This is a genomic window from Streptomyces sp. NBC_01255, assembly GCF_036226445.1.
GTDB lineage: Bacteria > Actinomycetota > Actinomycetes > Streptomycetales > Streptomycetaceae > Streptomyces.
Window position 1 is genome coordinate 4,895,626 of the sequence record NZ_CP108474.1, and the last position, 19,834, is coordinate 4,915,459.

Annotated in this window: 23 protein-coding genes; 14 read left to right on the forward strand and 9 right to left on the reverse strand. The window is 71.2% G+C overall.

All coding sequences use genetic code 11. The features are described from left to right. Positions 1-37 precede the first annotated feature (37 nt). Together OG357_RS22025 and OG357_RS22030 are read right to left on the reverse strand one after the other, a co-directional pair. The gene (locus tag OG357_RS22025) at positions 38-802 is read right to left on the reverse strand and encodes an SDR family NAD(P)-dependent oxidoreductase (RefSeq protein WP_329622772.1); all 765 of its coding nucleotides are present in this window, start codon (positions 800-802) and stop codon (positions 38-40) included. A gap of 65 nt (positions 803-867) precedes the next feature. After that, a complete protein-coding gene (locus OG357_RS22030) occupies positions 868-1,203 on the reverse strand; it encodes a YnfA family protein (protein WP_329622773.1) in 336 nt (111 codons plus the stop codon). A 90-nt stretch (positions 1,204-1,293) separates the two neighbouring features. Here OG357_RS22030 and OG357_RS22035 point away from each other — a divergent pair, with 90 nt between their 5' ends. Continuing rightward, on the forward strand, positions 1,294-1,755 hold the full coding sequence (locus OG357_RS22035; protein WP_329622774.1) for a hypothetical protein: 462 nt from the start codon (positions 1,294-1,296) through the stop codon (positions 1,753-1,755). Between the two features lie 44 nt (positions 1,756-1,799). After that, positions 1,800-2,285 carry a MarR family winged helix-turn-helix transcriptional regulator gene (locus OG357_RS22040; RefSeq protein WP_329622775.1) on the forward strand — a complete coding sequence of 162 codons (486 nt, stop codon included), beginning with the start codon at positions 1,800-1,802 and terminating at the stop codon, positions 2,283-2,285. 13 nt (positions 2,286-2,298) lie between these two features. Here the strand turns inward: OG357_RS22040 and OG357_RS22045 are convergent, their stop codons facing one another. Both OG357_RS22045 and OG357_RS22050 read right to left on the reverse strand, forming a co-directional pair. After that, positions 2,299-3,036, reverse strand: a complete 738-nt coding sequence (locus OG357_RS22045; protein WP_329622776.1) for a Mut7-C RNAse domain-containing protein — start codon at positions 3,034-3,036, stop codon at positions 2,299-2,301. A gap of 67 nt (positions 3,037-3,103) precedes the next feature. After that, positions 3,104-3,673 (reverse strand): SDR family oxidoreductase, encoded by a 570-nt coding sequence (locus tag OG357_RS22050; protein ID WP_329622777.1) that lies wholly within the window; start codon positions 3,671-3,673, stop codon positions 3,104-3,106. A 132-nt stretch (positions 3,674-3,805) separates the two neighbouring features. Between OG357_RS22050 and OG357_RS22055 the strand changes: the two genes are divergently transcribed. After that, a complete protein-coding gene (locus OG357_RS22055; RefSeq protein ID WP_329622778.1) occupies positions 3,806-4,255 on the forward strand; it encodes a GNAT family N-acetyltransferase in 450 nt (149 codons plus the stop codon). Here the strand turns inward: OG357_RS22055 and OG357_RS22060 are convergent. Both OG357_RS22060 and OG357_RS22065 read right to left on the reverse strand, forming a co-directional pair. After that, a complete protein-coding gene (locus tag OG357_RS22060) occupies positions 4,252-4,782 on the reverse strand; it encodes a GNAT family N-acetyltransferase (RefSeq protein ID WP_329622779.1) in 531 nt (176 codons plus the stop codon). The two genes, OG357_RS22055 and OG357_RS22060, sit on opposite strands and share 4 nt — an antisense overlap. A gap of 15 nt (positions 4,783-4,797) precedes the next feature. Further along, entirely contained in the window at positions 4,798-5,682 is an 885-nt protein-coding gene (locus OG357_RS22065) for a helix-turn-helix domain-containing protein (RefSeq protein ID WP_329622780.1), read from the reverse strand. A gap of 126 nt (positions 5,683-5,808) precedes the next feature. On the opposite strand from OG357_RS22065, the gene OG357_RS22070 reads away from it, so the two are divergent. Then, the gene (locus OG357_RS22070) at positions 5,809-6,393 is read left to right on the forward strand and encodes a TIGR03086 family metal-binding protein (RefSeq protein WP_329622781.1); all 585 of its coding nucleotides are present in this window, start codon (positions 5,809-5,811) and stop codon (positions 6,391-6,393) included. 66 nt (positions 6,394-6,459) lie between these two features. Here OG357_RS22070 and OG357_RS22075 read toward each other — a convergent pair whose 3' ends face one another. Further along, positions 6,460-6,711 (reverse strand): hypothetical protein, encoded by a 252-nt coding sequence (locus tag OG357_RS22075; RefSeq protein WP_329622782.1) that lies wholly within the window; start codon positions 6,709-6,711, stop codon positions 6,460-6,462. 276 nt (positions 6,712-6,987) lie between these two features. Here OG357_RS22075 and OG357_RS22080 point away from each other — a divergent pair, with 276 nt between their 5' ends. Further along, complete coding sequence (locus OG357_RS22080) at positions 6,988-7,839, forward strand: ABC transporter substrate-binding protein (RefSeq protein WP_329622783.1); 852 nt, start codon at positions 6,988-6,990, stop codon at positions 7,837-7,839. 60 nt (positions 7,840-7,899) lie between these two features. Here OG357_RS22080 and OG357_RS22085 read toward each other — a convergent pair whose 3' ends face one another. Next, a complete protein-coding gene (locus OG357_RS22085; protein WP_329622784.1) occupies positions 7,900-8,316 on the reverse strand; it encodes a MerR family transcriptional regulator in 417 nt (138 codons plus the stop codon). 121 nt (positions 8,317-8,437) lie between these two features. Here OG357_RS22085 and OG357_RS22090 point away from each other — a divergent pair, with 121 nt between their 5' ends. Beyond that, on the forward strand, positions 8,438-10,387 hold the full coding sequence (locus OG357_RS22090) for an APC family permease (RefSeq protein WP_329622785.1): 1,950 nt from the start codon (positions 8,438-8,440) through the stop codon (positions 10,385-10,387). A gap of 66 nt (positions 10,388-10,453) precedes the next feature. Next, positions 10,454-10,999 carry a hypothetical protein gene (locus tag OG357_RS22095; RefSeq protein WP_329622786.1) on the forward strand — a complete coding sequence of 182 codons (546 nt, stop codon included), beginning with the start codon at positions 10,454-10,456 and terminating at the stop codon, positions 10,997-10,999. A 57-nt stretch (positions 11,000-11,056) separates the two neighbouring features. Here the strand turns inward: OG357_RS22095 and OG357_RS22100 are convergent, their stop codons facing one another. Continuing rightward, complete coding sequence (locus OG357_RS22100) at positions 11,057-11,677, reverse strand: hypothetical protein (protein ID WP_329622787.1); 621 nt, start codon at positions 11,675-11,677, stop codon at positions 11,057-11,059. Between the two features lie 280 nt (positions 11,678-11,957). Here OG357_RS22100 and hemL point away from each other — a divergent pair, with 280 nt between their 5' ends. The 7 genes from hemL (at position 11,958) to ccsB (ending at position 19,819) form a co-directional block, all read left to right on the forward strand. Continuing rightward, the gene (gene hemL, locus OG357_RS22105; protein WP_329622788.1) at positions 11,958-13,265 is read left to right on the forward strand and encodes a glutamate-1-semialdehyde 2,1-aminomutase; all 1,308 of its coding nucleotides are present in this window, start codon (positions 11,958-11,960) and stop codon (positions 13,263-13,265) included. Continuing rightward, entirely contained in the window at positions 13,262-13,954 is a 693-nt protein-coding gene (locus OG357_RS22110) for a histidine phosphatase family protein (RefSeq protein WP_329622789.1), read from the forward strand. Before hemL ends, OG357_RS22110 begins: the two co-directional genes overlap by 4 nt. Positions 13,955-14,264: 310 nt before the next feature. Next, positions 14,265-15,515 carry a hypothetical protein gene (locus tag OG357_RS22115; protein ID WP_443066816.1) on the forward strand — a complete coding sequence of 417 codons (1,251 nt, stop codon included), beginning with the start codon at positions 14,265-14,267 and terminating at the stop codon, positions 15,513-15,515. A gap of 87 nt (positions 15,516-15,602) precedes the next feature. Beyond that, positions 15,603-16,229 (forward strand): TlpA family protein disulfide reductase, encoded by a 627-nt coding sequence (locus tag OG357_RS22120; RefSeq protein WP_329622791.1) that lies wholly within the window; start codon positions 15,603-15,605, stop codon positions 16,227-16,229. A 4-nt stretch (positions 16,230-16,233) separates the two neighbouring features. Then, a complete protein-coding gene (locus OG357_RS22125; RefSeq protein WP_329622792.1) occupies positions 16,234-16,971 on the forward strand; it encodes a cytochrome c biogenesis CcdA family protein in 738 nt (245 codons plus the stop codon). Between the two features lie 5 nt (positions 16,972-16,976). Further along, positions 16,977-18,734 carry a cytochrome c biogenesis protein ResB gene (resB, locus tag OG357_RS22130; RefSeq protein WP_329622793.1) on the forward strand — a complete coding sequence of 586 codons (1,758 nt, stop codon included), beginning with the start codon at positions 16,977-16,979 and terminating at the stop codon, positions 18,732-18,734. Further along, on the forward strand, positions 18,731-19,819 hold the full coding sequence (ccsB, locus tag OG357_RS22135) for a c-type cytochrome biogenesis protein CcsB (RefSeq protein WP_329622794.1): 1,089 nt from the start codon (positions 18,731-18,733) through the stop codon (positions 19,817-19,819). Before resB ends, ccsB begins: the two co-directional genes overlap by 4 nt. The last annotated feature ends 15 nt before the right edge of the window (positions 19,820-19,834 follow it).

The window sequence follows — 19,834 nt, forward strand, 5'->3', positions numbered from 1 at the left end:
GTCGTCCCGGTGATCGGGTGGGTTCACTCGATCGTGGTTACAGCTCGCGGTGGACCTTGGTGTTGGAGGCCTGGGCGCGGGGGCGGACTACCAGGAGGTCGATGTTGACGTGCGGGGGGCGGGTGCAGGCCCAGGTGATGGTGTCGGCGACGTCGTCCGCGGTGAGGGGTTCGGCCACGCCCGCGTAGACCTTGGCGGCCTTGTCGGTGTCGCCGCGGAAGCGGGTCGTGGCGAACTCGTCGGTCTTGACCATGCCGGGGGCGATCTCGATGACGCGGACCGGGGTGCCGACGATCTCCAGGCGGAGGGTCTCGGCGAGGACGCGGGCGCCGTTCTTGGCGGCGACGTAGCCGGCGCCGCCCTCGTAGGTGGAGTGGCCCGCGGTGGAGGAGAGGACGACGACCGTGCCGTCGCCGCTGGCGGTGAGGGCCGGGAGCAGGGCCTGGGTCATGTGGAGGGTGCCGAGGACGTTGACCTCGTACATCCGGCGCCAGTCGTCGGGGTCGGCGATCGCGACGGAGTCGGCGCCGAGGGCGCCGCCGGCGTTGTTGACGAGGACGGCGAGGGCGCGGAAGGCGGTGGCGAACTCGTCGACGGCGGCGCGGTCGGTGACGTCGAGGGCGTAGGCGGTGGCCTGGTGGCCGGCGTCGTTGATCTCGGCGGCGAGGGCTTCGATGCGGTCCTTGCGTCGGGCGGTGAGCACTACGCGGTAGCCGGCGGCGGCGAGCTGCTTGGCCGTGGCGGCGCCGATTCCGCTGCTCGCTCCGGTGATGACGGCGATGGGGGTACCGGGGGCGGTCATGGAGTGCTCCTCGCGCAGGTGGTCGATTCCGTGGATCGCCCGGTCAGGATAGGCGGGGGCGTGGTTCAGCGGCCGCGGGGGGCGTACATGATCAGGGCCATGCCGGCGAGGCAGACGAGTGCGCCGGTGACGTCCCAGCGGTCGGGGCGGTAGCCGTCGGCGATCATGCCCCAGAGGAGTGAGCCCGCGACGAACACGCCGCCGTAGGCGGCGAGGATGCGGCCGAATTCGGCGTCGGGCTGGAGGGTTGCGACGAAGCCGTAGATGCCGAGGGCGAGGACGCCGGCGCCGATCCAGATCCAGCCGCGGTGTTCCCGTACGCCTTGCCAGACGAGCCAGGCGCCGCCGATCTCGAAGAGGGCGGCGACGGCGAAGAGGGCGGCGGAGCGGGCGATCAGCATGGGGGCAGGGTGCCATGGGCTAGGGACACGCTGGCTGATGGGGTGTCAAGGGATGCGGTCGTATGTGGGTATTTTGTGCTTATGCGTGGAATGCGGAAGTCTGTGCTCGGGGTCGTGCTCGCGGTCTCCGTGGTGATGGGTGCGGGTGGGAGTGCCGGTGCCGTGGGGGCCGAGGCGGATCTTGCCCATCACGGGCATGTCTCCCTGTGGGACGGGCGGGTCGGTGTGTGGTTGGTCAGTGAGAACCACGGGCCTTCCGATCTCTCCCAGGCGACGGTCCGGCTCGCCTTCTCCGAGCCGATGTCGGGGGGCCAGGAGCTGCCGACGGCCTGTCTGTGGAGCAGTGACCGTGTGGTGTCCTGCCGGACGGGTGAGCTTCTGGCGGCGGGGGCCGTCGGCGAGCTGGCGCTCGACCTGCGGACGGCGGGCCTTCCGGACGAGCTGACGGTGGAGATCACCACGGCTTGGCGGGACGGGGCCGGTGACGGGAATCCGGCGAACGACCGGCATCGGGTTCTGGTGCTGGCCACCGGGGATCCGTACGTCTTCTGATGCGCGGGTCGGCGGGGCCGGTGTCTGGTTCGTACAATTTCTGCATGCCGCAGAAGAGTTCCGACCGGCGCGAGGCGCTGATGGCCGAGCTGTACGGGGAGGCCCGTCGCTACATGGCCTCCTACGCCCTGTTCAATCAGGCCGTCGCCGATCATCTGCGGCTCCACCCGACCGATGTGCAGTGCCTGAACCTGCTCAGTCTGGAGGAGCGGCCGGTGACCACCGGGCGGGTGGCCGAGCTGACCGGGCTCACCACGGGCTCCGCGACCCGGCTCGTCGATCGGCTGGAGCGGGCCGGGTACGTGACGCGCGAGCGGGACGCCGAGGACCGGCGCCGGGTCCTGGTGTCGCTGGTGCCCGGGCGGATGGCCGAGCTCGCCGCTCTGTGGCGGAAGCTCAACGGGACCTGGGGCACGATGTTCGACGTCTACAGCGATGCCGAGGTCGCCCTGCTCATCGCCCATATGCGGCGCACCGTCGAGGTCAGCGCCGTGCAGATCGAGCGGCTGCGCGGCGGCGAGCTCGGCTGACCGGGGCGTGGCCCTAGCGGGCCGCAGCGCCGCCGAACTCTCGGACCGCTTCGGAGACGATGGCCTCCAGGCGGGCGTGGTGGGCGCCGCGCCAGTAGACCCGGCCGCACTCCACGCACTCCGCGAAGACGTCGTAGGTCTTCTCCGTGCCCTGCTCCAGGCGCTCGCGGACCGCGTCCTTGTCGGCGTCGGACAGCCGGCCGTTGCATGCCGTGCAGCGGGTCCAGGGGGTCAGTGGTGGTGCGAACCGCTCCAGGACGTCGCGGAGCTGGTCCTCCGGTCGGTCGCTGTACACGTAGGCGCCTGCCCACAGCTCCCGGCGGCGCAGCAGGCCGCGGTCGCGTGTGAGCATGACCCGCTGCTCCCGGGCGGAGAGTGCGGCCAGTGCGGGGTCGCCGATGTCCTCGCTCTCGTATGCCGCGTCGACGCCGAGCAGGCGCAGTCGGCGGGCCAGGGTGCCGAGGTGTACGTCGAGCAGGAACCGGAGTGGTGCGCCCGGCACCGGCTGGGGGCGGGCGACGTCCTCCACGTCGATCGTCTCGCCCGCTACCGGGACGTGTGACGTGTCCACGGGGCGGCCGTCGACGAGGAGCCGGCCCGCTTCGGTGAGCGGTACGCCGAGCGACTCCACCACGTGGCCGAGTGAGGAGGCGCCGTCGGTGGTCACGGGGGTGTGTCCCGAGCGTCGCTCCGCCGAGACGAAGAGCCGCAGGCCGGGGGCGAATCTGATGTGGATCTCCGGTCCGTTCACGGGGACAGGATGGCATCGGGGGGTGGGAGGGGGCCAGGGGATTCGTCTTCCGGGGGGCGGGGGCCGGTCAGGGGCGGAAGGCGGCGGCGTGGTCGGTGGGTACCGCGAGGGCGGCCTCGGCGATGTCGCGCTCATGGATCGGATCCCCGTGCGCGTGCGGATAGGGCAGGGCCGGTGCGTGTCCGGTCCGGAGTGCCCGTGACCACTGCAGGGCGTTGGAGGCGAAGGCGCCGGGCCGGAGGTATGTGGCCTCGAAGGCTCCGGTGTCCGCGGCGGTGGACAGGGCGTGCTCCGCGGCCAGGTGGGAGGTGGCGATCGCGTTTCCCGCGGCGTCCGGGGCGAGGGCGGAGCTGGAGGAGAGGAGCACGATGTGCTCGACGCCGGCGGCCCGGGCCCGGTCGGCGAATGTCCCGGCGTGTGCGGCCTCGGCGTACAGGAACACGGCGTCGGTGCCGGTCAGGGCGGCGTCGAAGGTGGTCGGATCGGTGAGATCGCAGCGCACCGTGTCGACTCCGTGGGGTGGGGAGAGGTCGGCGGGGTTCTTGGAGGCGGCTGTGACCTTGATGCCCGCGGCGTCGAGCAGGCCGATCAGGGTGGAGGCGCCGCGGCCGCGGCTGCCGGTGACGAGAACGGTCATGAGGGTGTCCCTTCGGTTCGGTGGGAGGTCGAGGCGGTTTGCTGTGTTGCGAAGAGTCTGCGTTACGCAGATAAATATCCGTGGGCTTGCCTCGTCCGTCAACCCTGAAAAACCCTGGGGTACCGTCCCCGTATGAAGATCATCGACCTCGAGCCGGGCGATCCCCGGCTGGAGAGCGACCTCCTGCCGGTCCTCTCCGAACTCCGCCCCCACCTCACCCCGGAGCTGTTCCGCGAGGTGTACGAGGCGGGGCATCCCCAGGGGCTGCGGTTCAGCGCCGCCTACAGCGACGCCGGGCGCTGCGTCGGCGCGGCCGGCTGGCGGATCATCAACAACACCAGCTCCCTGCGCAAGCTCTACGTCGACGACCTGGTGACCGCCGCCGCCGACCGCTCCACCGGCGTCGGCCACGCGCTCATCGCCCACCTGGAGGGCCACGCGCGCGCGGCCGGCTGCCACGAGCTCAACCTCGACTCCGGCACCCACCGCACCGGAGCCCACCGCTTCTACCTGCGCGAGCGCTTCGACATCGTCGCCTTCCACTTCACCCGGCTGCTCACCGGGCCGGAAGACGCCTCCTAGCCGGGAGCGAAGCCCAGGTCGAGCCGCCAGTCGTTGCAGCGCATCGGGCGGCCCGGCGGGTACTCGAAGGTGCGCTCCCCGCGCAGCTCGAAACCCGCCTTCCGGCACACCGCGTTCGACGCGGTGTTGTCCGCCGACGGGAAGGCGTGCAGGTGCCGGTGGAGGCCCGCGGCCCGGGCTTCCGCCGCCACCGCGCGCGTGGCGGCCGTCGCGACGCCCTTGCCCTGGAAGCCCGGCAGGACGGTCCAGCCCGTCTCGTACACCGGCTCGCCGTCCCAGGTCTGTGCCCAGAAGCCGATGCTGCCCACCACCACGTCCTCCGGCAGCAGCCGGATCCGGAACATCCGCCCCGCGCCCGTGTCGTCGGCGCTCAGCGCCACGTACCGCCGGTGGCGGCCGACGAGCTGCTCCTCCGTCGCCGGACCGCCGAGGTGCTCCATCAGCTCCGGTGCGTTGAGCGCGCGCAGCAGCCCCGCGTCCTCTTCGGACCAGGCTTCGAGCCGTACGGAAGAGGTGTCGTCGTCCATGGTCCGTACGGTAGGTCAGGGCGCCGACACCGCGCGGGCGTACGCGGTCGGCGGCACCCCGATCGTCGCCGTGAAGTCCCGTACGAGATGGGCCTGGTCGCTGTAGCCGAGCTCGTCCGCGAGCAGGGCCCAGTCGGGGGCGCCCGCCGTCCCGGCGGACTCCGCTCGCTCCAGGGCCTCGTGGATGCGGTAGCGCAGGATGACCCACTTCGGTCCGACGCCGACGCAGGCGGCGAAGAGGCGCTGGAGGGATCGGGCCGACAGGCCGGACGCGGCGGCCAGCCGGGACACCCTGCGCAGCCCGCGGTCCGTGCGGATCAGGTCCACGAGCTCCATGGCCTGCTCGGCGGCCGGGTCGGGTGTGGGGCCGTGGGCGAGGAGGAAGGCGTCGAGCGCCGCCACGCGCGCGTGGTCGCCGTCGGGGAAGAGGACCGCGGACAGTGCGTCGGTGCCCTCGCCCGTACCTCCCGCTTCGTTCGTCGGGAACACCTTGGTGAGGGGGATCCGGCGGCCCGTCCAGGTCGAGACCGGCCACGCGGGCGCGAACGGGCGGAAGCCGCCGGGGCGGAACTGCACGCCGCAGACCCGGCCCAGGCCGGTCAGCTTCTGTGTGAACAGGCCGAGCCCGATCCCGGAGACCTCGGCGGACGACTCGGCCGTGTCCGGAGGGCCGTCGAGCGGGCCGTACCGCTGGAAGACGACGTTCACGGACGGGTGCGGGACGACGTGGGTCGCGTACGGCTCCGTCAGCTCCCAGTCGATCAGCCAGTAGTGCTCCAGGTAGGGCCGCAGCTCGGGCGCCGGGGGGTGGCGGCGGAAGCGGACGCGGGTGAGCAGCTCGGCGGGGTCGACGATGCCCCGGGTGTCCCGGCGTGGCGCTGAGGCTGAGGCGGCGGACATGCTGCGGATGCTAGGCGGTGCCGGCGGTTGTTCGGGGGTCTTCCCCAGGGCTTCTTTCAGGGGTGCGGGTCTGTGGCGGCGCGTTTTTTCAAGACCGGGGCGGGCAGGTTCCCCTAGCGTCGACGCATGACGTACGAGGCCCCGCCCCGCATCGGTGATCTGCTCCGCACCGCCGCCGCCCACGCCGACCCCCTGGTCGGCGCCACCACCGACGACTCGCTCGGCGCGCCCACGCCCTGCGCCGAGTACGACGTGCGTGCCCTGCTGAACCACCTCTTCTCCGTCGTCGTGAACTTCCAGGCCCTCGCGGCCAAGGAGCCGGCCGACTTCGCCGAGACCCCGGACCGGCTCGCGGAGGCCGGCTGGCGCGAGCGGTTCTCGGTGGAGACCGGGAAGCTGGTCGCCGCCTGGTCCGCGCCGGGCGCGGACGAGGGGATCGTCGGGGCGATGGGGCTGCCCGCGCGGACGGTCGGGTCGATGGTCCTGCTCGATCTGACCGTGCACGTGTGGGATCTGGCCCGTGCCACCGGGCGCGGTTTCGAGCCGGATCCGGCCGTGGTGGCCGGGCTGGTGGAGGAGGTGGAGGGGATGGCGCCGATGGCCCGGAAGATGAACGTCTTCGGGGAGGGCGTCGACCTGCCCGAGGGGGCGACGGTGTTCGAGCGGCTCCTCGCGGTGACGGGTCGCGACCCGCGCGCCTGGGCGGTCTGAGGCGGCCTTGAGGGGCCGGAGGGGGCCTGGTGCGACCTGGGGCTGCGCGCTCGGGCGGCCCCGGGCTCAGCGCAGGCGGCCCGGGGAGCCGAAGGAGAGGCGGGAGACGACCTGGCCGAAGGCGTGCTCCTCCGCGGGTGTCAGCTGGACCGACTCCTGCGGGTGCCAGACGCGCTCCAGCGGGCCTGTCGCCGCCCGGTCGCGGCGTGCCCGGGCGCGGGACCGCAGGCTCAGCGTCAGCCACACCGCCGTCGAGACGGCGAGCAGGCCGAAGAGCGTGAGGACACGGGGGTCGGAGAACTGGCCGGGCAAGGACATGGCTCACTCCAGGGCGTGAGGGCCGTCCGTACGCGCTGCGCCCCGGCAGGTGGCGCGCGGGCACGAAGGCGCTGGCGATTCCTACTGCTTCCTCCCGACCTGTTCAGTTAACACCACGCCGGGGGACTTTCGGCAGGGGGGTCCGGGACGAAAGTCCCGGGTGGGGCGGCAGGCGGCGGGGGTGTGCGCGGAGGGGCGCAGGCCCTCTTGTGCGGGCCGGGGAACCGTTCCAAGGTGGCCGCAGGAGGCAGTCTCGGCCGGGGAGGGAGCAGCCGCATGTCCGGAACGCAGCCATGGGGATTCACGGACGACAGGGGTGCGGAGCCGGTGTCGGCCCGGGTGCCGGAGCGGGTCGTCGCGTATGTACGGGCCGGGGCGGCGCTGCTCGATCTGGGGGTGACGCCGGTCGCCGTCTACGGTTCCGGGCACGACGGCCCGGTGTCCGACCCGGCCAAGGCGGGTGGCCTCGACGCGGCCGGGGTCCCGTACCTCGGTCCCGGCCGGGCCCTGGACGAGGGGCTGCTGCGGGAGTGGCGGCCGGATCTGATCGTCGACGTGACGTACGACGGGAAGAGCCCGTACGCGCTGGACGAGGCGGTCGCCGACCGGCTGGGGGTGCCGCTCGTCGCGCTCTCCGTCGGCAACGAGCTCACCCTGCCGGCGATCCTCGACCGGTTCGGGGCGCTGGGCGCCTCGCTGCGGGCCGGGGCGGCGGTGTCCACGGCGGCGTCGGCGGAGCCGGCGGCGGGCGTGGAGGAGGCCGAGGCAGTCCTCCGGGGCGTCGCGGGGCGGACCGGGCTCACTGTGCTCGCGCTGTCCGGGGCCGGCCCCGACCAGGTCCATCTGGCCCGTCCGCAGGCCTGGCCCGAGCTGGCGCGGCTCGCGGCGCTCGGGGTCCGGCTGCTCGACCCCGGTCCGGGGCCCGGCGCCAACTGGCTCACCGCCGACTGGGGCCGTGCCGCCGAGCTCCGTCCCGACCTGATCCTCTTCGACAACCGGTTCCACGCCGTCCCGCCGTACGAGACACCGCCCGGCACCCGCCTCGCCGCGTGGAACCCCGAGACCCCGCCCAGCCCCGCCGCCTACGCGCGCTTCTTCCGTGAGCTGGCGGAAGCCCTGGCGGCGTAAGGGTTCCGGGTCGGGTCGGGTCGGGCCGGGTAAGGCCGGGTCGGGCCAGGTATGGCCGGGTCAGGCCGGGGTCGAGGACAGGCGGCTGCGGAGGGACGTGGCGAACTCCTCCGCGCGAGCCAGCTGGGTCCGCAGTTCGGTGACCCGCTCCGCGGCCGCCTGCTCGTAGCGGCGGACGCGGGTCACGAGCGCGGTGCGGTCCTCCGGGTCGAGCTCCGTGTCCGTGCCCGGACGGTCCTCGGTCAGCCGGTCCACCGCCGTGAGCAGTTCGCGGGTCTCGTCGAGGGTGAAGCCGAGGGGCTTCATCCGGCGGATCACCATCAGCCGGGAGACGTCCGCGTCCGTGTAGAGGGGGAATCCGCCGGGCGAGGCGGCGGAGGGCACCACCAGGCCGTTGTCCTCGTACTGGCGGATGGTGCGCAGGGACAGTTCCGTCCGTGCGGCGACCTCGCCGATCTGCATGGGTTCGCCGGCCATCCGTACTCCGCTTCCTACTCCGCTCCGTACTCCGCTCACGCGTGACGTCCTTCCTCGTAGAGGGGTTCCGCAGGGCGCGGCTTCCGCGCATTACATACCATTCGTCCTAACTTCAGCACTTATGAGAGCTGGAAGTGCGGCGAAACGCCTGCTCGTAGGACGTCCGTTGGACAGCGGACGGCTCGGTGAGACCCTGCTGCCGAAGCGGGTGGCCCTGCCGATCTTCTGCAGCGACCCGCTCTCCTCGGTCGCCTACGCCACCGAGGAGATCCTGCTGATCCTCGCCCTCGGTGGCCTCGCCGTGCTCCATCTGGCCTGGTACGCGGCGGTCGGGATCGTGATCCTGCTCCTGGTCGTCGTCGCGTCCTACCGGCAGACCTGTTACGCCTATCCGGGCGGCGGCGGGGCCTATGTCGTCTCCGCCGAGAACCTGGGGCAGACCGCCGCGCTCACCGCCGCCTCCGCCCTGCTCATCGACTACGTGATGACCGTCGCCGTCTCCGTCGTCTCCGGGGTCGCCGCGATCACCTCGGCCGTCCCCTCGCTCGACGGGCACGCCGTGGCCATGTCGGTGGGCTTCGTGGTGGTGCTGGTCTGGCTGAACCTGCGCGGGGTGCGCGAGTCGGGGCGGTGGTTCGCCATCCCCACGTACGCCTTCATCGCCGTCATCTACGTCATGTTCGCCGTCGCCGCCGTGCGCATGGCGACCGGTTCGACGATCCGCGCCGAGTCCGCCGACCTGCCCGTCAACGCGGTCTCGGCCTACTCGGGGATCGCGCTCGTCTTCCTCGCCCTGCGTGCCTTCGCCTCCGGGTGCACGGCGCTGACCGGTGTCGAGGCCGTCAGCAACGGCGTCCCGGCCTTCGCGAAGCCGAAGAGCCGCAACGCGGCCATGACGCTCGCGATCATGGGCGGGCTCTCGGTGACCATGTTCTTCGGGATCACCGTGCTCGCCATGGTCTACGAGGTCCACGTCGCCGAGGACCCCACCGAGCTCGGGCTCGCCCCCGGCACCCCGATGTCCACGGCGCTCGCCCAGATCGGCCGGGCCACCTTCGGCGACTGGCACGTCCTCTTCTACGCGCTCCAGGCCGTCACCGCGGGCGTCCTGATCCTGGCGGCCAACACCGCCTTCAACGGCTTCCCGATGCTCGCCTCGGTGCTCGGCCGCGACCGCTACGCGCCCCGCCAGCTCTTCCACCGCGGGGACCGGCTCGTCCACTCCAACGGCATCGTCCTTCTCGCGCTCGCCGCGATCGCCCTCATCGTCGCCTTCGACGCGCAGCTGACCCGGCTGATCCAGCTCTACATCATCGGCGTCTTCGTCTCCTTCACCCTTTCCCAGACCGGGATGGTCAAGCACTGGCGGCGAGAACTCGCCACGCCCACCGGGGCCGCCGACCGCCGCGGGATCCACAGGCGCCTCGCGATCAACGCCTTCGGCGCCTGTCTGACCGCGGTCGTCCTCGTCATCGTCCTGATCACCAAGTTCACGCACGGCGCCTGGCTGGTCGTGATCGCGATGCCGGTGCTCTTCGCCGGGATGAAGGGGGTGCGGCGGCACTACGACGCCGTCGCCGCCGAGGTCGCCGTCGCTCCCGGCGAACGGCCCCACGCCCTCGCCGGGAACCACGTCCTCGTCCTCGTGGCCTCGGTCAACGCGCCCAGCCTGCGTGCCCTGTCGTACGCGAAGACCCTGCGGCCCGCCTCCCTCACGGCCGTCACCGTCGCCGAGGACCCGGCGGAGGCGGAGGTGCTCCGCGCGACCTGGGAGGCCCACGGGATCGACGTACCGCTGCGGGTGCTCAGCTCCCCGTACCGCTCGCTCGTCCAGCCGATCCTGCGGCACGTCCGGGAGACGTCCGAGCGGACGCCCGACGCGGTCGTCTCGGTGGTCATCCCCGAGTACGTGGTGGGGCACTGGTGGGAGCAGCCCCTGCACAACCAGAGCGCGCTGCGGCTCAAGACCCGGCTGCTGTTCATGAAGAACGTCGTGGTCATCGACGTCCCGTACCGGCTCGCCTCCGCCCGCGAGCTCGCCGAGCAACAGCGAGAACGACAAGGCCCTTAGACGTTATTCACTCGTGTCCCCTGGGCCCCCTGCGCGTTGGGGTGTGATCGCTACCGTGGGACGACGATGAGTGCTGTCTCCGAGCCACCGCGTGGGCGCAAGGCCGTCGTCATCGGCCTGATCGCGCTGGCGGGCCTGGCCGTGCCGGCCGCGCTCGTGTTCCTCTGGGTCACCGTCGTGACCGGCATGTCCGACCCCCTCGGCCCCAGCCTCCTCGGGCTGCGGATCGACGGGGACACGGTCACGGTCAAGGCCGCCCAGTGCCCGTCGGAGCGGGTGCGGCGGGTGGAGCTCCGGGACAGCGGGACGGAGAAGCTCGTGTGGCAGGCCGACGGGCCGCTGACCGACGAGGGCCGGGGCGGGCTGCTGCGGCTGTGGGCCGCGGGGGACTACCGGACGTCCCGCCCGGCCACCCGTCCGGCGGAACCGCCGAAACAGCTCGACGTGTTGGTCGCATACGGATCCGAGGGCGCGGCGGGTGCGGTCTTCGACCTCGCGGCGGTACGGGCGTCCGCGCCGCCCGCCAGCTCGTACTGGACTCCCCAGGGGATCGTGACGGGCGAGGAGCTCGACGAGCTCGTCGACTGCGGCGGCGGCGAGACGGCCCCGTAGGGAGCGGGAAGGCCGTCGGTGCTCGCGCCGTCGCCCCTTCCCGTCCCGGAGCAGGGGTTACGGCCAGACCAGGCAGTAAGGCTGGTGGCCGGCCTCGTGGAGGCGGACCGAGAAGTCCTGCCACTCGTGGAGCAGCTGGTAGACGTCGAAGGCGTCGCGCGGGCCGCCGCGGTCGGGGACCGTGGACCAGATGAAGGCGGCGGCGCCGACCGACTCCTCGCCGATCCCGCGCAGCGGGTCGACCACGGTCATCGGGAGCTTCACGACCGCGTAGTCCGGGTGGAGGACGACGAGCTCCAGCGGGGGCACCTTGTTCAGGGGCATGCCCTGGATGCCCGTGAGGACCATCGCCGCTATGGTCTCCGGCTTGATCTTGGTGAACATGCCGCCCATGCCGAGCTCGTCGCCGCCGAGCTCCTCCGGGCGCATCGAGATCGGGACGCGGGCCGCCGTGGCGCCGTCGGGCGCGCCGAAGTACTTGTACGTCACTCCCAACGACCGGCCGCTTCCGCTTCCGGATCCGGGATCGGCCTCGGGGCCCTGGCCGCCGGGGCTTCCCGGAGTGCCCGGCGCGCCGGGAGTCGACCCGTCCGCCCGCCGGCGCCGGTGCCTCCCTCGCCGGGCAGACTCCGGACCCAGGTCGTCCGTCCCCTCGCCCGGTCCGCCACCGCGATGCATATCTCCACCCGACTGCTTTTTCTCGGCAACACGACCCCGCCGCGCGACCCGATCATCGTGTCAGTGACCTCCCCCGCGTTCGTACGGTGAAACACCTGTCCGCAAGAACGCCGTGGCCTCTGACACCATGGATTCCGTGAGCCATCCCTCTGACGCCCCAGTTTCGCAGACGCGGCCGACAGCCGCCCCGGCGTCATCTCAGGGTGCCCACACCGTTCCTCCGTACTCGAAGCCGTACTCGCAGCCGTAATCGCGGCCGTACTCGCAGGTCAGGATCACAGTGCCGTATTCATACGAAGCCCCAGTCTCACAGACGCTTTTCGACCGCGCGTCCCTCGTGACGCCCGGCGGCGTGAACTCACCGGTGCGTGCCTTCCGAGCCGTGGGCGGTACGCCCCGGTTCATGGTCTCCGGTACCGGTCCGTACCTCACCGACGCGGACGGTCGGGAGTACGTCGACCTGGTCTGCTCGTGGGGGCCGATGATTCTCGGCCATGCGCACCCTGAGGTCACCGCGGCGGTGCAGGCCGCCGTGGCCCGCGGCACGTCCTTCGGTACGCCGGGTGAGGGCGAGGTCGCGCTCGCGGAGGAGATCGTCGCGCGCGTCGAGCCGGTCGAGCAGGTCCGGCTGGTGTCCTCCGGTACGGAGGCCACGATGTCCGCGATCCGGCTCGCCCGCGGCTTCACGGGGCGTGCCAAGGTCGTCAAGTTCGCGGGCTGCTACCACGGTCACGTGGACGCGCTGCTGGCCGCGGCCGGTTCCGGGGTCGCGACCCTCGGCCTGCCCGACACGCCCGGTGTGACCGGCGCGCAGGCCGGGGACACGGTCGTGCTGCCGTACAACGACCTCGAAGCGGTGCGGGCGGCGTTCGCCGCGCACCCGGGTGAGATCGCCTGTGTGATCACCGAGGCCTCGCCCGGGAACATGGGCGTCGTGCCGCCGGCGGAGGGTTTCAACCAGGGCCTGGCGGACCTGTGCCGGGAGAACGGCGCGCTGTACATCTCGGACGAGGTGATGACCGGTTTCCGTACCTCGCGGGCCGGCTGGTACGGCATCGACGGCGTGAAGGCGGACCTGCTGACCTTCGGCAAGGTCATGGGCGGCGGCTTCCCGGCCGCCGCGTTCGGTGGCCGCGCCGACGTGATGGGGCACCTGGCCCCGGCCGGGCCGGTCTACCAGGCGGGCACGCTCTCCGGTAACCCGATCGCCACCGCCGCCGGGCTCGCGCAGCTGCGGCTGCTCGACGAGGCCGCGTACGCGACGGTGGACGCGGTGTCGAAGGAGATCCAGGGGCTCGTCACGGGCGCCCTCGCGAAGGAGGGTGTCGCGCACCGGCTGCAGACCGCCTCCAACATGTTCTCGGTGTTCTTCACGGCCGACGAGGTGCGGAACTACGACGAGGCGAAGCAGCAGGAGGCCTTCCGCTTCAACGCCTTCTTCCACTCGATGCTGGCCGACGGGGTCTACCTGCCGCCGTCCGCCTTCGAGTCCTGGTTCGTGTCGGCCGCCCACGACGAGCGGGCGATCGAGCGGATCGCCGCCGCGCTGCCGGCCGCCGCCCGCGCCGCCGCGGAGGCCACCGCATGAGCGTCTCCAGCGGTGCCGACGACATCACCGTCGTCCACCTGATGCGGCACGGCGAGGTCCACAACCCGGACGGGGTCCTCTACGGCCGCCGCGCCGGCTACCACCTCTCCGAGCTGGGCCGGCAGATGGCGGACCGGGTCGCCGAGCACCTGGCCGCCCGGGACGTCACGTACGTCGTCGCCTCCCCGCTGGAGCGGGCGCAGGAGACGGCGATGCCGGTCGCCAAGTCGCACGGCCTGGACCTGGCGAGCGACGAGCGGCTGATCGAGGCGGCGAACGTCTTCGAGGGGAAGACCTTCGGCGTCGGTGACGGGGCCCTGCGCAAGCCGGGGAACTGGAAGCACCTGACCAACCCGTTCCAGCCGTCGTGGGGCGAGCCGTACGTCGAGCAGGTCGTGCGGATGATGGGCGCGCTGGACGCGGCGAAGGACGCGGCCCGCGGGCACGAGGCGGTCTGCGTCAGCCATCAGCTGCCGATCTGGATCGTCCGGAGCTTCGTGGAGAAGCGGCGGCTCTGGCACGACCCGCGGCGGCGGCAGTGCACGCTGGCGTCGCTGACCTCGTTCACGTACCGGGGCGACAAGATCGTCTCGGTCGGGTACAGCGAGCCGGCCCGGGACCTTGTCCCGGCGCATCTCCTCGCCGGGGCGAAGCCGGTGAAGGGGAAGTCGAAGGCCTTCGGGGCGTAGTCCCAGCCGGTTCGGGGCGTAGTCCCAGCCGGTTCGGGGCGTAGTCCCAGCCGGTTCCGGGCGCAGTCCCGAGCCGGGTTCCGGGCGTGGTCCCGGAGGGATTCCCGGGGAGCGATACGGCGCGGGCCTGGACAGCGGGCCCGAAGAGGTCCATCGTCAGGGCGGTCAGGTGGTGTACATGCCATCCGGCCGCCCTGAAATTTATGTGCGAATTTCCGGAACCTCCGTGTTCCGCCCTGCATCTCACTCATTGTCGGTTTGGATGACGTTTAGTTCATACGTCAGCGCGAATGGGGATGTCATGCGCGGGATCAACGGAATCAGTCGAAGGGGGCTCCTCGGGGCGGGCGTTGGCGCGGCCGCGGCGATCGGAATCGCCGGCTGTGGCAGCAACAACGAGGACAAGCCGGGACGTTCCGGACCCGGCAAGGGAGGCGACGCGTCGGCGGAGCCGACCACACCCGCTCCGACCAAGGACGACGCCAAGCTCATCGGCGACGGTTCCACCGCCGACACCGGCAAGCAGCCGCACCAGCCCGACACCCCCGTGCCCCTCGAACCCGGCCAGACCCCGCCGCAGTTCGTGATCTTCTCCTGGGACGGCGCGGGCGAGGTCGGCAACGGCCTCTTCCCCCGCTTCCTCGAACTCGCCAAGAACCACGACGCGGCGATGACCTTCTTCCTCTCCGGGATCTACCTCCTCCCCGAGTCGAAGAAGAACCTCTACCGCCCGCCGAACAACCGCGTCGGCGCCTCCGACATCGGCTACCTCACCGACGACCACATCAAGGACACGCTGAAGTACGTCCGGCAGGCCTGGCTCGAAGGCCACGAGATCGGCACCCACTTCAACGGGCACTTCTGCGGCGGCTCCGGCTCCGTCGGCAACTGGACCCCTGCCCAGTGGCAGAGCGAGATCGACCAGGCGATGAAGTTCGTCACCGAGTGGAAGACCAACAGCGGCTGGACCGACCTCGACCCGCTGCCCTTCGACTACTCGAAGGAGCTCGTCGGCGGCCGCACGCCCTGCCTCCTCGGCCAGGACAACCTGCTCCCCACCGCCAAGCGCCTCGGCTGGCGCTACGACGCCAGCTCGCCCGGCGGCCGCCAGACCTGGCCCGTCAAGCGCCAGGGCATCTGGGACCTGCCGCTCCAGGCGGTGCCCTTCCCCGGGCACTCCTTCGAGGTCCTCTCCATGGACTACAACATGCTCGCCAACCAGTCGAAGAACACGACGAAGGGCATGCCCTCCCGCTACCCGGGCTGGCGCAGGCAGGCCACCGACGCCCTTCTCGGCGGCTTCACGCGCGCGTACGAGTCGAACCGCGCGCCCTTCTACGTCGGCAACCACTTCGAGCAGTGGAACGGCGGCATCTACATGGACGCCGTCGAGGACGCGATCAAGGGAATGGCCGGAAAGAAGGACGTCCGGCTCGTCTCCTTCAAGCAGTTCGTGGACTGGCTCGATGTGCAGGACCCGAAGATTCTCGCCAAGCTGCGCGGGCTCGACGTGGGGCAGAAGCCCACCGGCGGGTGGAACGCCTATCTCAAGACCGCCTAGTCAGGCTTAGGCGATCTTGACAAGGGGCTTTACGGGCACGTAGGGGGGTGCCCAAGATCCCCCAAACGCCCATGCGAAACTTTTCACATGAGCCTTAGCAGTCGTGCCAGTCGCGCCCGTCGTGCCCCTCGACGCACCCTGCTCGCCGTCGGAGTGCTGTCCGCCGCCCTCACGCTCTCGGCCTGCAGCGGCGACAGCAACGGCAAGTCCGGCGGCGGTGGCAACACCAACTTCGTGACCAACACGGGCGGTATCTCCACCGCGGCCAAGGGCGAGCGGGCGACGCCCGGGAAGCTCGCGGGCGAGACCCTCGACGGCAAGCAGCTCGACGTCGCCGACCTCAAGGGCAACGTCGTCGTCCTCAACGCCTGGGGATCCTGGTGCGCCCCCTGCCGCGCCGAGGCTCCCCACTTCGCGAAGGTCGCCAAGGACCTGGAGGGCAAGGGCGTCGAGTTCGTCGGCCTCAACACCCGCGACCCCAACAAGCAGCCCGCGATCGCCTTCGAAGAGGACTACGGGGTGCCCTACCCGAGTCTCTACGACCCGCAGGGCAAGCTGATCCTCTTCGGCTTCCCCAAGGGCACCCTCAGCCTCCAGGGCATCCCCTCCACCGTCGTCCTCGACAAGGAGGGCAAGATCGCCGCCCGTTCCCTCATGGCGCTCGACGAGGAGAAGCTCCGGTCGATGATCGAGCCTCTCCTCAAGGAGAAGTGAGCCCGTGAACGAGACGGTCACCAGCGGAGCCCTGCTGCTCGCCCTGCCCCTCGCGGTCCTCGGCGGCCTGGTCTCCTTCTTCTCGCCGTGCGTCCTCCCGCTCGTCCCCGGCTACCTCTCGTACGTGACCGGGGTCACCGGCACCGACCTCGCCGAGAGCCGCCGCGGCCGGATGACCGCCGGGGCCGTCCTCTTCGTCCTCGGCTTCACCGTCGTGTTCGTCTCCGGCGGCGCCCTCTTCGGCTACTTCGGGTCGACCATCCAGGCGTACCGCGAGACGCTCACCACCATCCTCGGCGTGCTCATGATCCTCATGGGCGTCTTCTTCGCCGGCCTGATGCCCTGGTTCACGCAGCGCGAGTTCCGCTTCCACAAGAAGCCCGCCGCCGGACTGATCGGCGCCCCGCTGCTCGGCGCGCTCTTCGGCATCGGCTGGACCCCGTGCATCGGCCCGACCCTCGCGTCGGTCAACGCCCTCGCCCTGGAGCAGGCCAGCGCCGGGCGCGGCGCGATACTCGCCTTCGCGTACTGCCTCGGCCTCGGCGTACCGTTCGTGCTCGCCGCCATCGCCTTCCGCAAGGCGCTCGGCGCGTTCGGATGGGTCAAGAAGCACTATGTGTGGGTCATGCGGATCGGCGGCGGCATGATGATCGTCACCGGCGTCCTGCTCCTCACGGGCGCGTGGGACAGCATGGTCGCCACGATGCAGGGCTGGTCCAGCGGTTTCACGGTGGGGATCTGAGTTCCATGAGCACGACCGACACATCCGGTACGACCGGCACATCCGGTACGTCCGACACGACGGAGACCGAGCGCACCGCCGACGAAGCGGCCGGCGCGCAGCTCTCCACCGCCCCCACCGAGGACCGCGGCGACGCCCCCATCGGCGGCCCCGTCCTCGGAGTCGTCGGCTGGATCCGCTGGTTCTGGCGGCAGCTGACGTCGATGCGGGTCGCGCTGATCCTGCTGTTCCTGCTCTCCCTCGGCGCCGTCCCCGGCTCCCTCATCCCGCAGACCAGCGCGGACGAGATCAAGGTGCAGGACTTCCAGGCCGCGCACCCCACCCTCACGCCGATCTACGAGAAGCTCCAGCTCTTCGACGTCTACGGCTCGGTGTGGTTCTCGGCGATCTACATCCTGCTGTTCGTCTCCCTCATCGGCTGCATCGTGCCGCGCACCTGGCAGTTCGTCGGCCAGCTCCGCAGCCGTCCGCCGGGCGCCCCCCGGCGCCTGGACCGGCTCCCCGCGTACGCCACCTGGCGCACCGACGCCGAGCCCGAGCAGGTCCGCGAGGCCGCGCTCGCCGTCCTCAAGGGCCGCCGCTTCCGCGCCCACACAGCCGGGGACGCGATCGCCGCCGAGAAGGGCTTTCTGCGCGAGGCGGGCAACCTCCTCTTCCACGTCGCCCTGATCGTGATCCTCGTCGCCTTCGCCTGGGGCCAGCTCTTCAAGTCCGAGGGCGGCAAGCTGATCGTCGAGGGCGACGGCTTCTCCAACACGCTCACGCAGTACGACGACTTCAAGTCCGGGTCGCAGTTCGGTACGGAGGAGCTGGAGCCGTTCACCTTCACGCTCGACGCCTTCGATGGCACGTACGAGATGAACGGCCCGCAGCGCGGCACCCCCCGCACCTTCGAGGCGAAGGTCCGGTACTCCGAGGCCGACGGCGCGGAGAAGAAGGCGGTCATCCGCGTCAACGAGCCGCTCAAGGTCGGCGATTCCAAGGTCTACCTGATCGCCCACGGCTACGCGCCCGTCGTCACCGTCAAGGACGGCGGCGGCAAGACCGTCTTCCACGGCGCCGTGCCGCTCCTGCCGATCGACAACAACATCACCTCGACCGGCGCGATCAAGGTGCTGGACGGCTACCGCGACAAGAACGGCAAGGGCAAGAAGGAGCAGCTGGGCTTCCAGGCCTTCTTCGTGCCGACCTTCGCCGGCGCCGGCGAAGGCACGATGTTCTCTCAGTTCCCGGGGCTCGTCGACCCGGCCATGGCGCTCACCGGCTACCACGGCTCCCTGGGCGTGGACTCCGGTCTGCCGCAGAACGTGTACCAGCTCGACAAGACCAAGATGAAGCAGTTCACGGACACGTCCGGCAACCCGCTCGCCCAGCGCCTCCTGCCCGGCATGACGATGAAGCTCCCCGACGGGGCCGGCTCGATCACGTTCGAGAAGGAGATCAAGGAGTGGGCCAGCTTCCAGATCTCGCAGCAGCCGGGCAACGGCCTCGCCCTCGCGGGCGCGATCGCGGCGATCGCCGGTCTCACCGGTTCGCTCTTCATCCAGCGGCGCCGGGTCTGGGTCCGGGCCGTACGGGGTGAGGACGGCGTGACCGTCGTCGAGATGGCCGGCCTCGGCCGGAGCGAGTCGGCCAGGCTCCCGGAGGAGCTGGGCGACCTCGCGGTCACGCTCACCGCGGATGCCCCGCCCGCCGCACCAGCGCCAGAACCCGCGGAAGAACCCGCAGAAGACCCTGCCCCTTCGGGAGAGGCCGACAAGTGATCCTCGCCGCCACCACCAACGAGAGCCTGGCGAAGATGAGCGACCTGCTCATCTACTCCTCCATGGCCGTCTACACCCTGGCCTTCTTCGCGCACATCGCCGAGTGGGTCCTCGGCAGCCGCAGCAAGGTCGGCCGGACCGCCGCCGCCCTCACGCAGCAGGCCTCGGCCGCGGCCGCCGCCGTGACCGTCCAGGTCAAGGGCGCGGCCGGCGCCACCGCCGTCCTCGACAAGCCGAAGGTCGTCACCCGCTCCGCGGCCGGCACCCGGGACGTCCCGGACGGCCCCGGCGCGTCCGGCGGCACGGTCAAGGGCGACCTCTACGGCCGGATCGCCGTCTCCCTCACCGTCCTCGCCTTCGCCATCGAGGCGGCGGGCGTGGTCAGCCGGGCCCTCGCCGTGCAGCGCGCCCCCTGGGGCAACATGTACGAGTTCTCCACCACCTTCTCCACGGTGGCGGTCGGCACGTACCTCGGCTTCCTCCTCGCCAAGAAGAACGTGCGGTGGATCGGCCTGCCGCTGGTCACGACCGTCCTGCTCGACCTGGGCCTGGCCACGACCTGGCTGAAGACCCCCAGTGACCAGCTGGTGCCGGCGCTCGACTCGTACTGGCTGTGGATCCACGTCTCCACCGCGATCTTCTGCGGCGCGGTCTTCTACCTCGCGGCCGTCGCCACTGTCCTGTACCTCTTCCGCGACTCGTACGAGAACAAGCTCGCGAGCGGCGGCGCACCCAGCGCGTTCGCCCGCTCCGTCCTGGAGCGGCTGCCCTCGGCGGCGTCCCTGGACAAGTTCTCGTACCGGGTCAACGCGGCCGTCTTCCCGCTGTGGACGTTCACGATCATCGCGGGCGCGATCTGGGCCGGCGACGCGTGGGGCCGGTACTGGGGCTGGGACGCCAAGGAGGTCTGGTCCTTCATCACGTGGGTCGGTTACGCGGCGTACCTGCACGCGCGCGCCACGGCGGGCTGGAAGGGGCGGAAGGCCGCGTACATCGCGCTCATCGCCTTCGGCTGCTTCCTCTTCAACTACTACGGCGTCAACATCTTCGTCACCAGCAAGCACTCCTACGCGGGCGTGGAGTAGGAACCGGCGTTGGAG

What these genes read in the sequence shown, in the direction of transcription:
- OG357_RS22030 (WP_329622773.1), bottom strand. Translation starts at nt 1,203, where the DNA reads ATGCTGATCGCCCGCTCCGCCGCCCTCTTCGCCGTCGCCGCCCTCTTC.
- OG357_RS22025 (WP_329622772.1), bottom strand. Translation starts at nt 802, where the DNA reads ATGACCGCCCCCGGTACCCCCATCGCCGTCATCACCGGAGCGAGCAGC.
- OG357_RS22120 (WP_329622791.1), top strand. Translation starts at nt 15,603, where the DNA reads ATGAGCCTTAGCAGTCGTGCCAGTCGCGCCCGTCGTGCCCCTCGACGC.
- OG357_RS22055 (WP_329622778.1), top strand. Translation starts at nt 3,806, where the DNA reads ATGAAGATCATCGACCTCGAGCCGGGCGATCCCCGGCTGGAGAGCGAC.
- OG357_RS22065 (WP_329622780.1), bottom strand. Translation starts at nt 5,682, where the DNA reads ATGTCCGCCGCCTCAGCCTCAGCGCCACGCCGGGACACCCGGGGCATC.
- OG357_RS22040 (WP_329622775.1), top strand. Translation starts at nt 1,800, where the DNA reads ATGCCGCAGAAGAGTTCCGACCGGCGCGAGGCGCTGATGGCCGAGCTG.
- OG357_RS22095 (WP_329622786.1), top strand. Translation starts at nt 10,454, where the DNA reads ATGAGTGCTGTCTCCGAGCCACCGCGTGGGCGCAAGGCCGTCGTCATC.
- resB (WP_329622793.1), top strand. Translation starts at nt 16,977, where the DNA reads ATGAGCACGACCGACACATCCGGTACGACCGGCACATCCGGTACGTCC.
- OG357_RS22035 (WP_329622774.1), top strand. Translation starts at nt 1,294, where the DNA reads ATGCGGAAGTCTGTGCTCGGGGTCGTGCTCGCGGTCTCCGTGGTGATG.
- OG357_RS22110 (WP_329622789.1), top strand. Translation starts at nt 13,262, where the DNA reads ATGAGCGTCTCCAGCGGTGCCGACGACATCACCGTCGTCCACCTGATG.
- OG357_RS22050 (WP_329622777.1), bottom strand. Translation starts at nt 3,673, where the DNA reads ATGACCGTTCTCGTCACCGGCAGCCGCGGCCGCGGCGCCTCCACCCTG.
- OG357_RS22060 (WP_329622779.1), bottom strand. Translation starts at nt 4,782, where the DNA reads ATGGACGACGACACCTCTTCCGTACGGCTCGAAGCCTGGTCCGAAGAG.
- OG357_RS22085 (WP_329622784.1), bottom strand. Translation starts at nt 8,316, where the DNA reads ATGGCCGGCGAACCCATGCAGATCGGCGAGGTCGCCGCACGGACGGAA.
- OG357_RS22075 (WP_329622782.1), bottom strand. Translation starts at nt 6,711, where the DNA reads ATGTCCTTGCCCGGCCAGTTCTCCGACCCCCGTGTCCTCACGCTCTTC.
- OG357_RS22100 (WP_329622787.1), bottom strand. Translation starts at nt 11,677, where the DNA reads ATGCATCGCGGTGGCGGACCGGGCGAGGGGACGGACGACCTGGGTCCG.
- OG357_RS22090 (WP_329622785.1), top strand. Translation starts at nt 8,438, where the DNA reads ATGAGAGCTGGAAGTGCGGCGAAACGCCTGCTCGTAGGACGTCCGTTG.
- OG357_RS22080 (WP_329622783.1), top strand. Translation starts at nt 6,988, where the DNA reads ATGTCCGGAACGCAGCCATGGGGATTCACGGACGACAGGGGTGCGGAG.
- OG357_RS22070 (WP_329622781.1), top strand. Translation starts at nt 5,809, where the DNA reads ATGACGTACGAGGCCCCGCCCCGCATCGGTGATCTGCTCCGCACCGCC.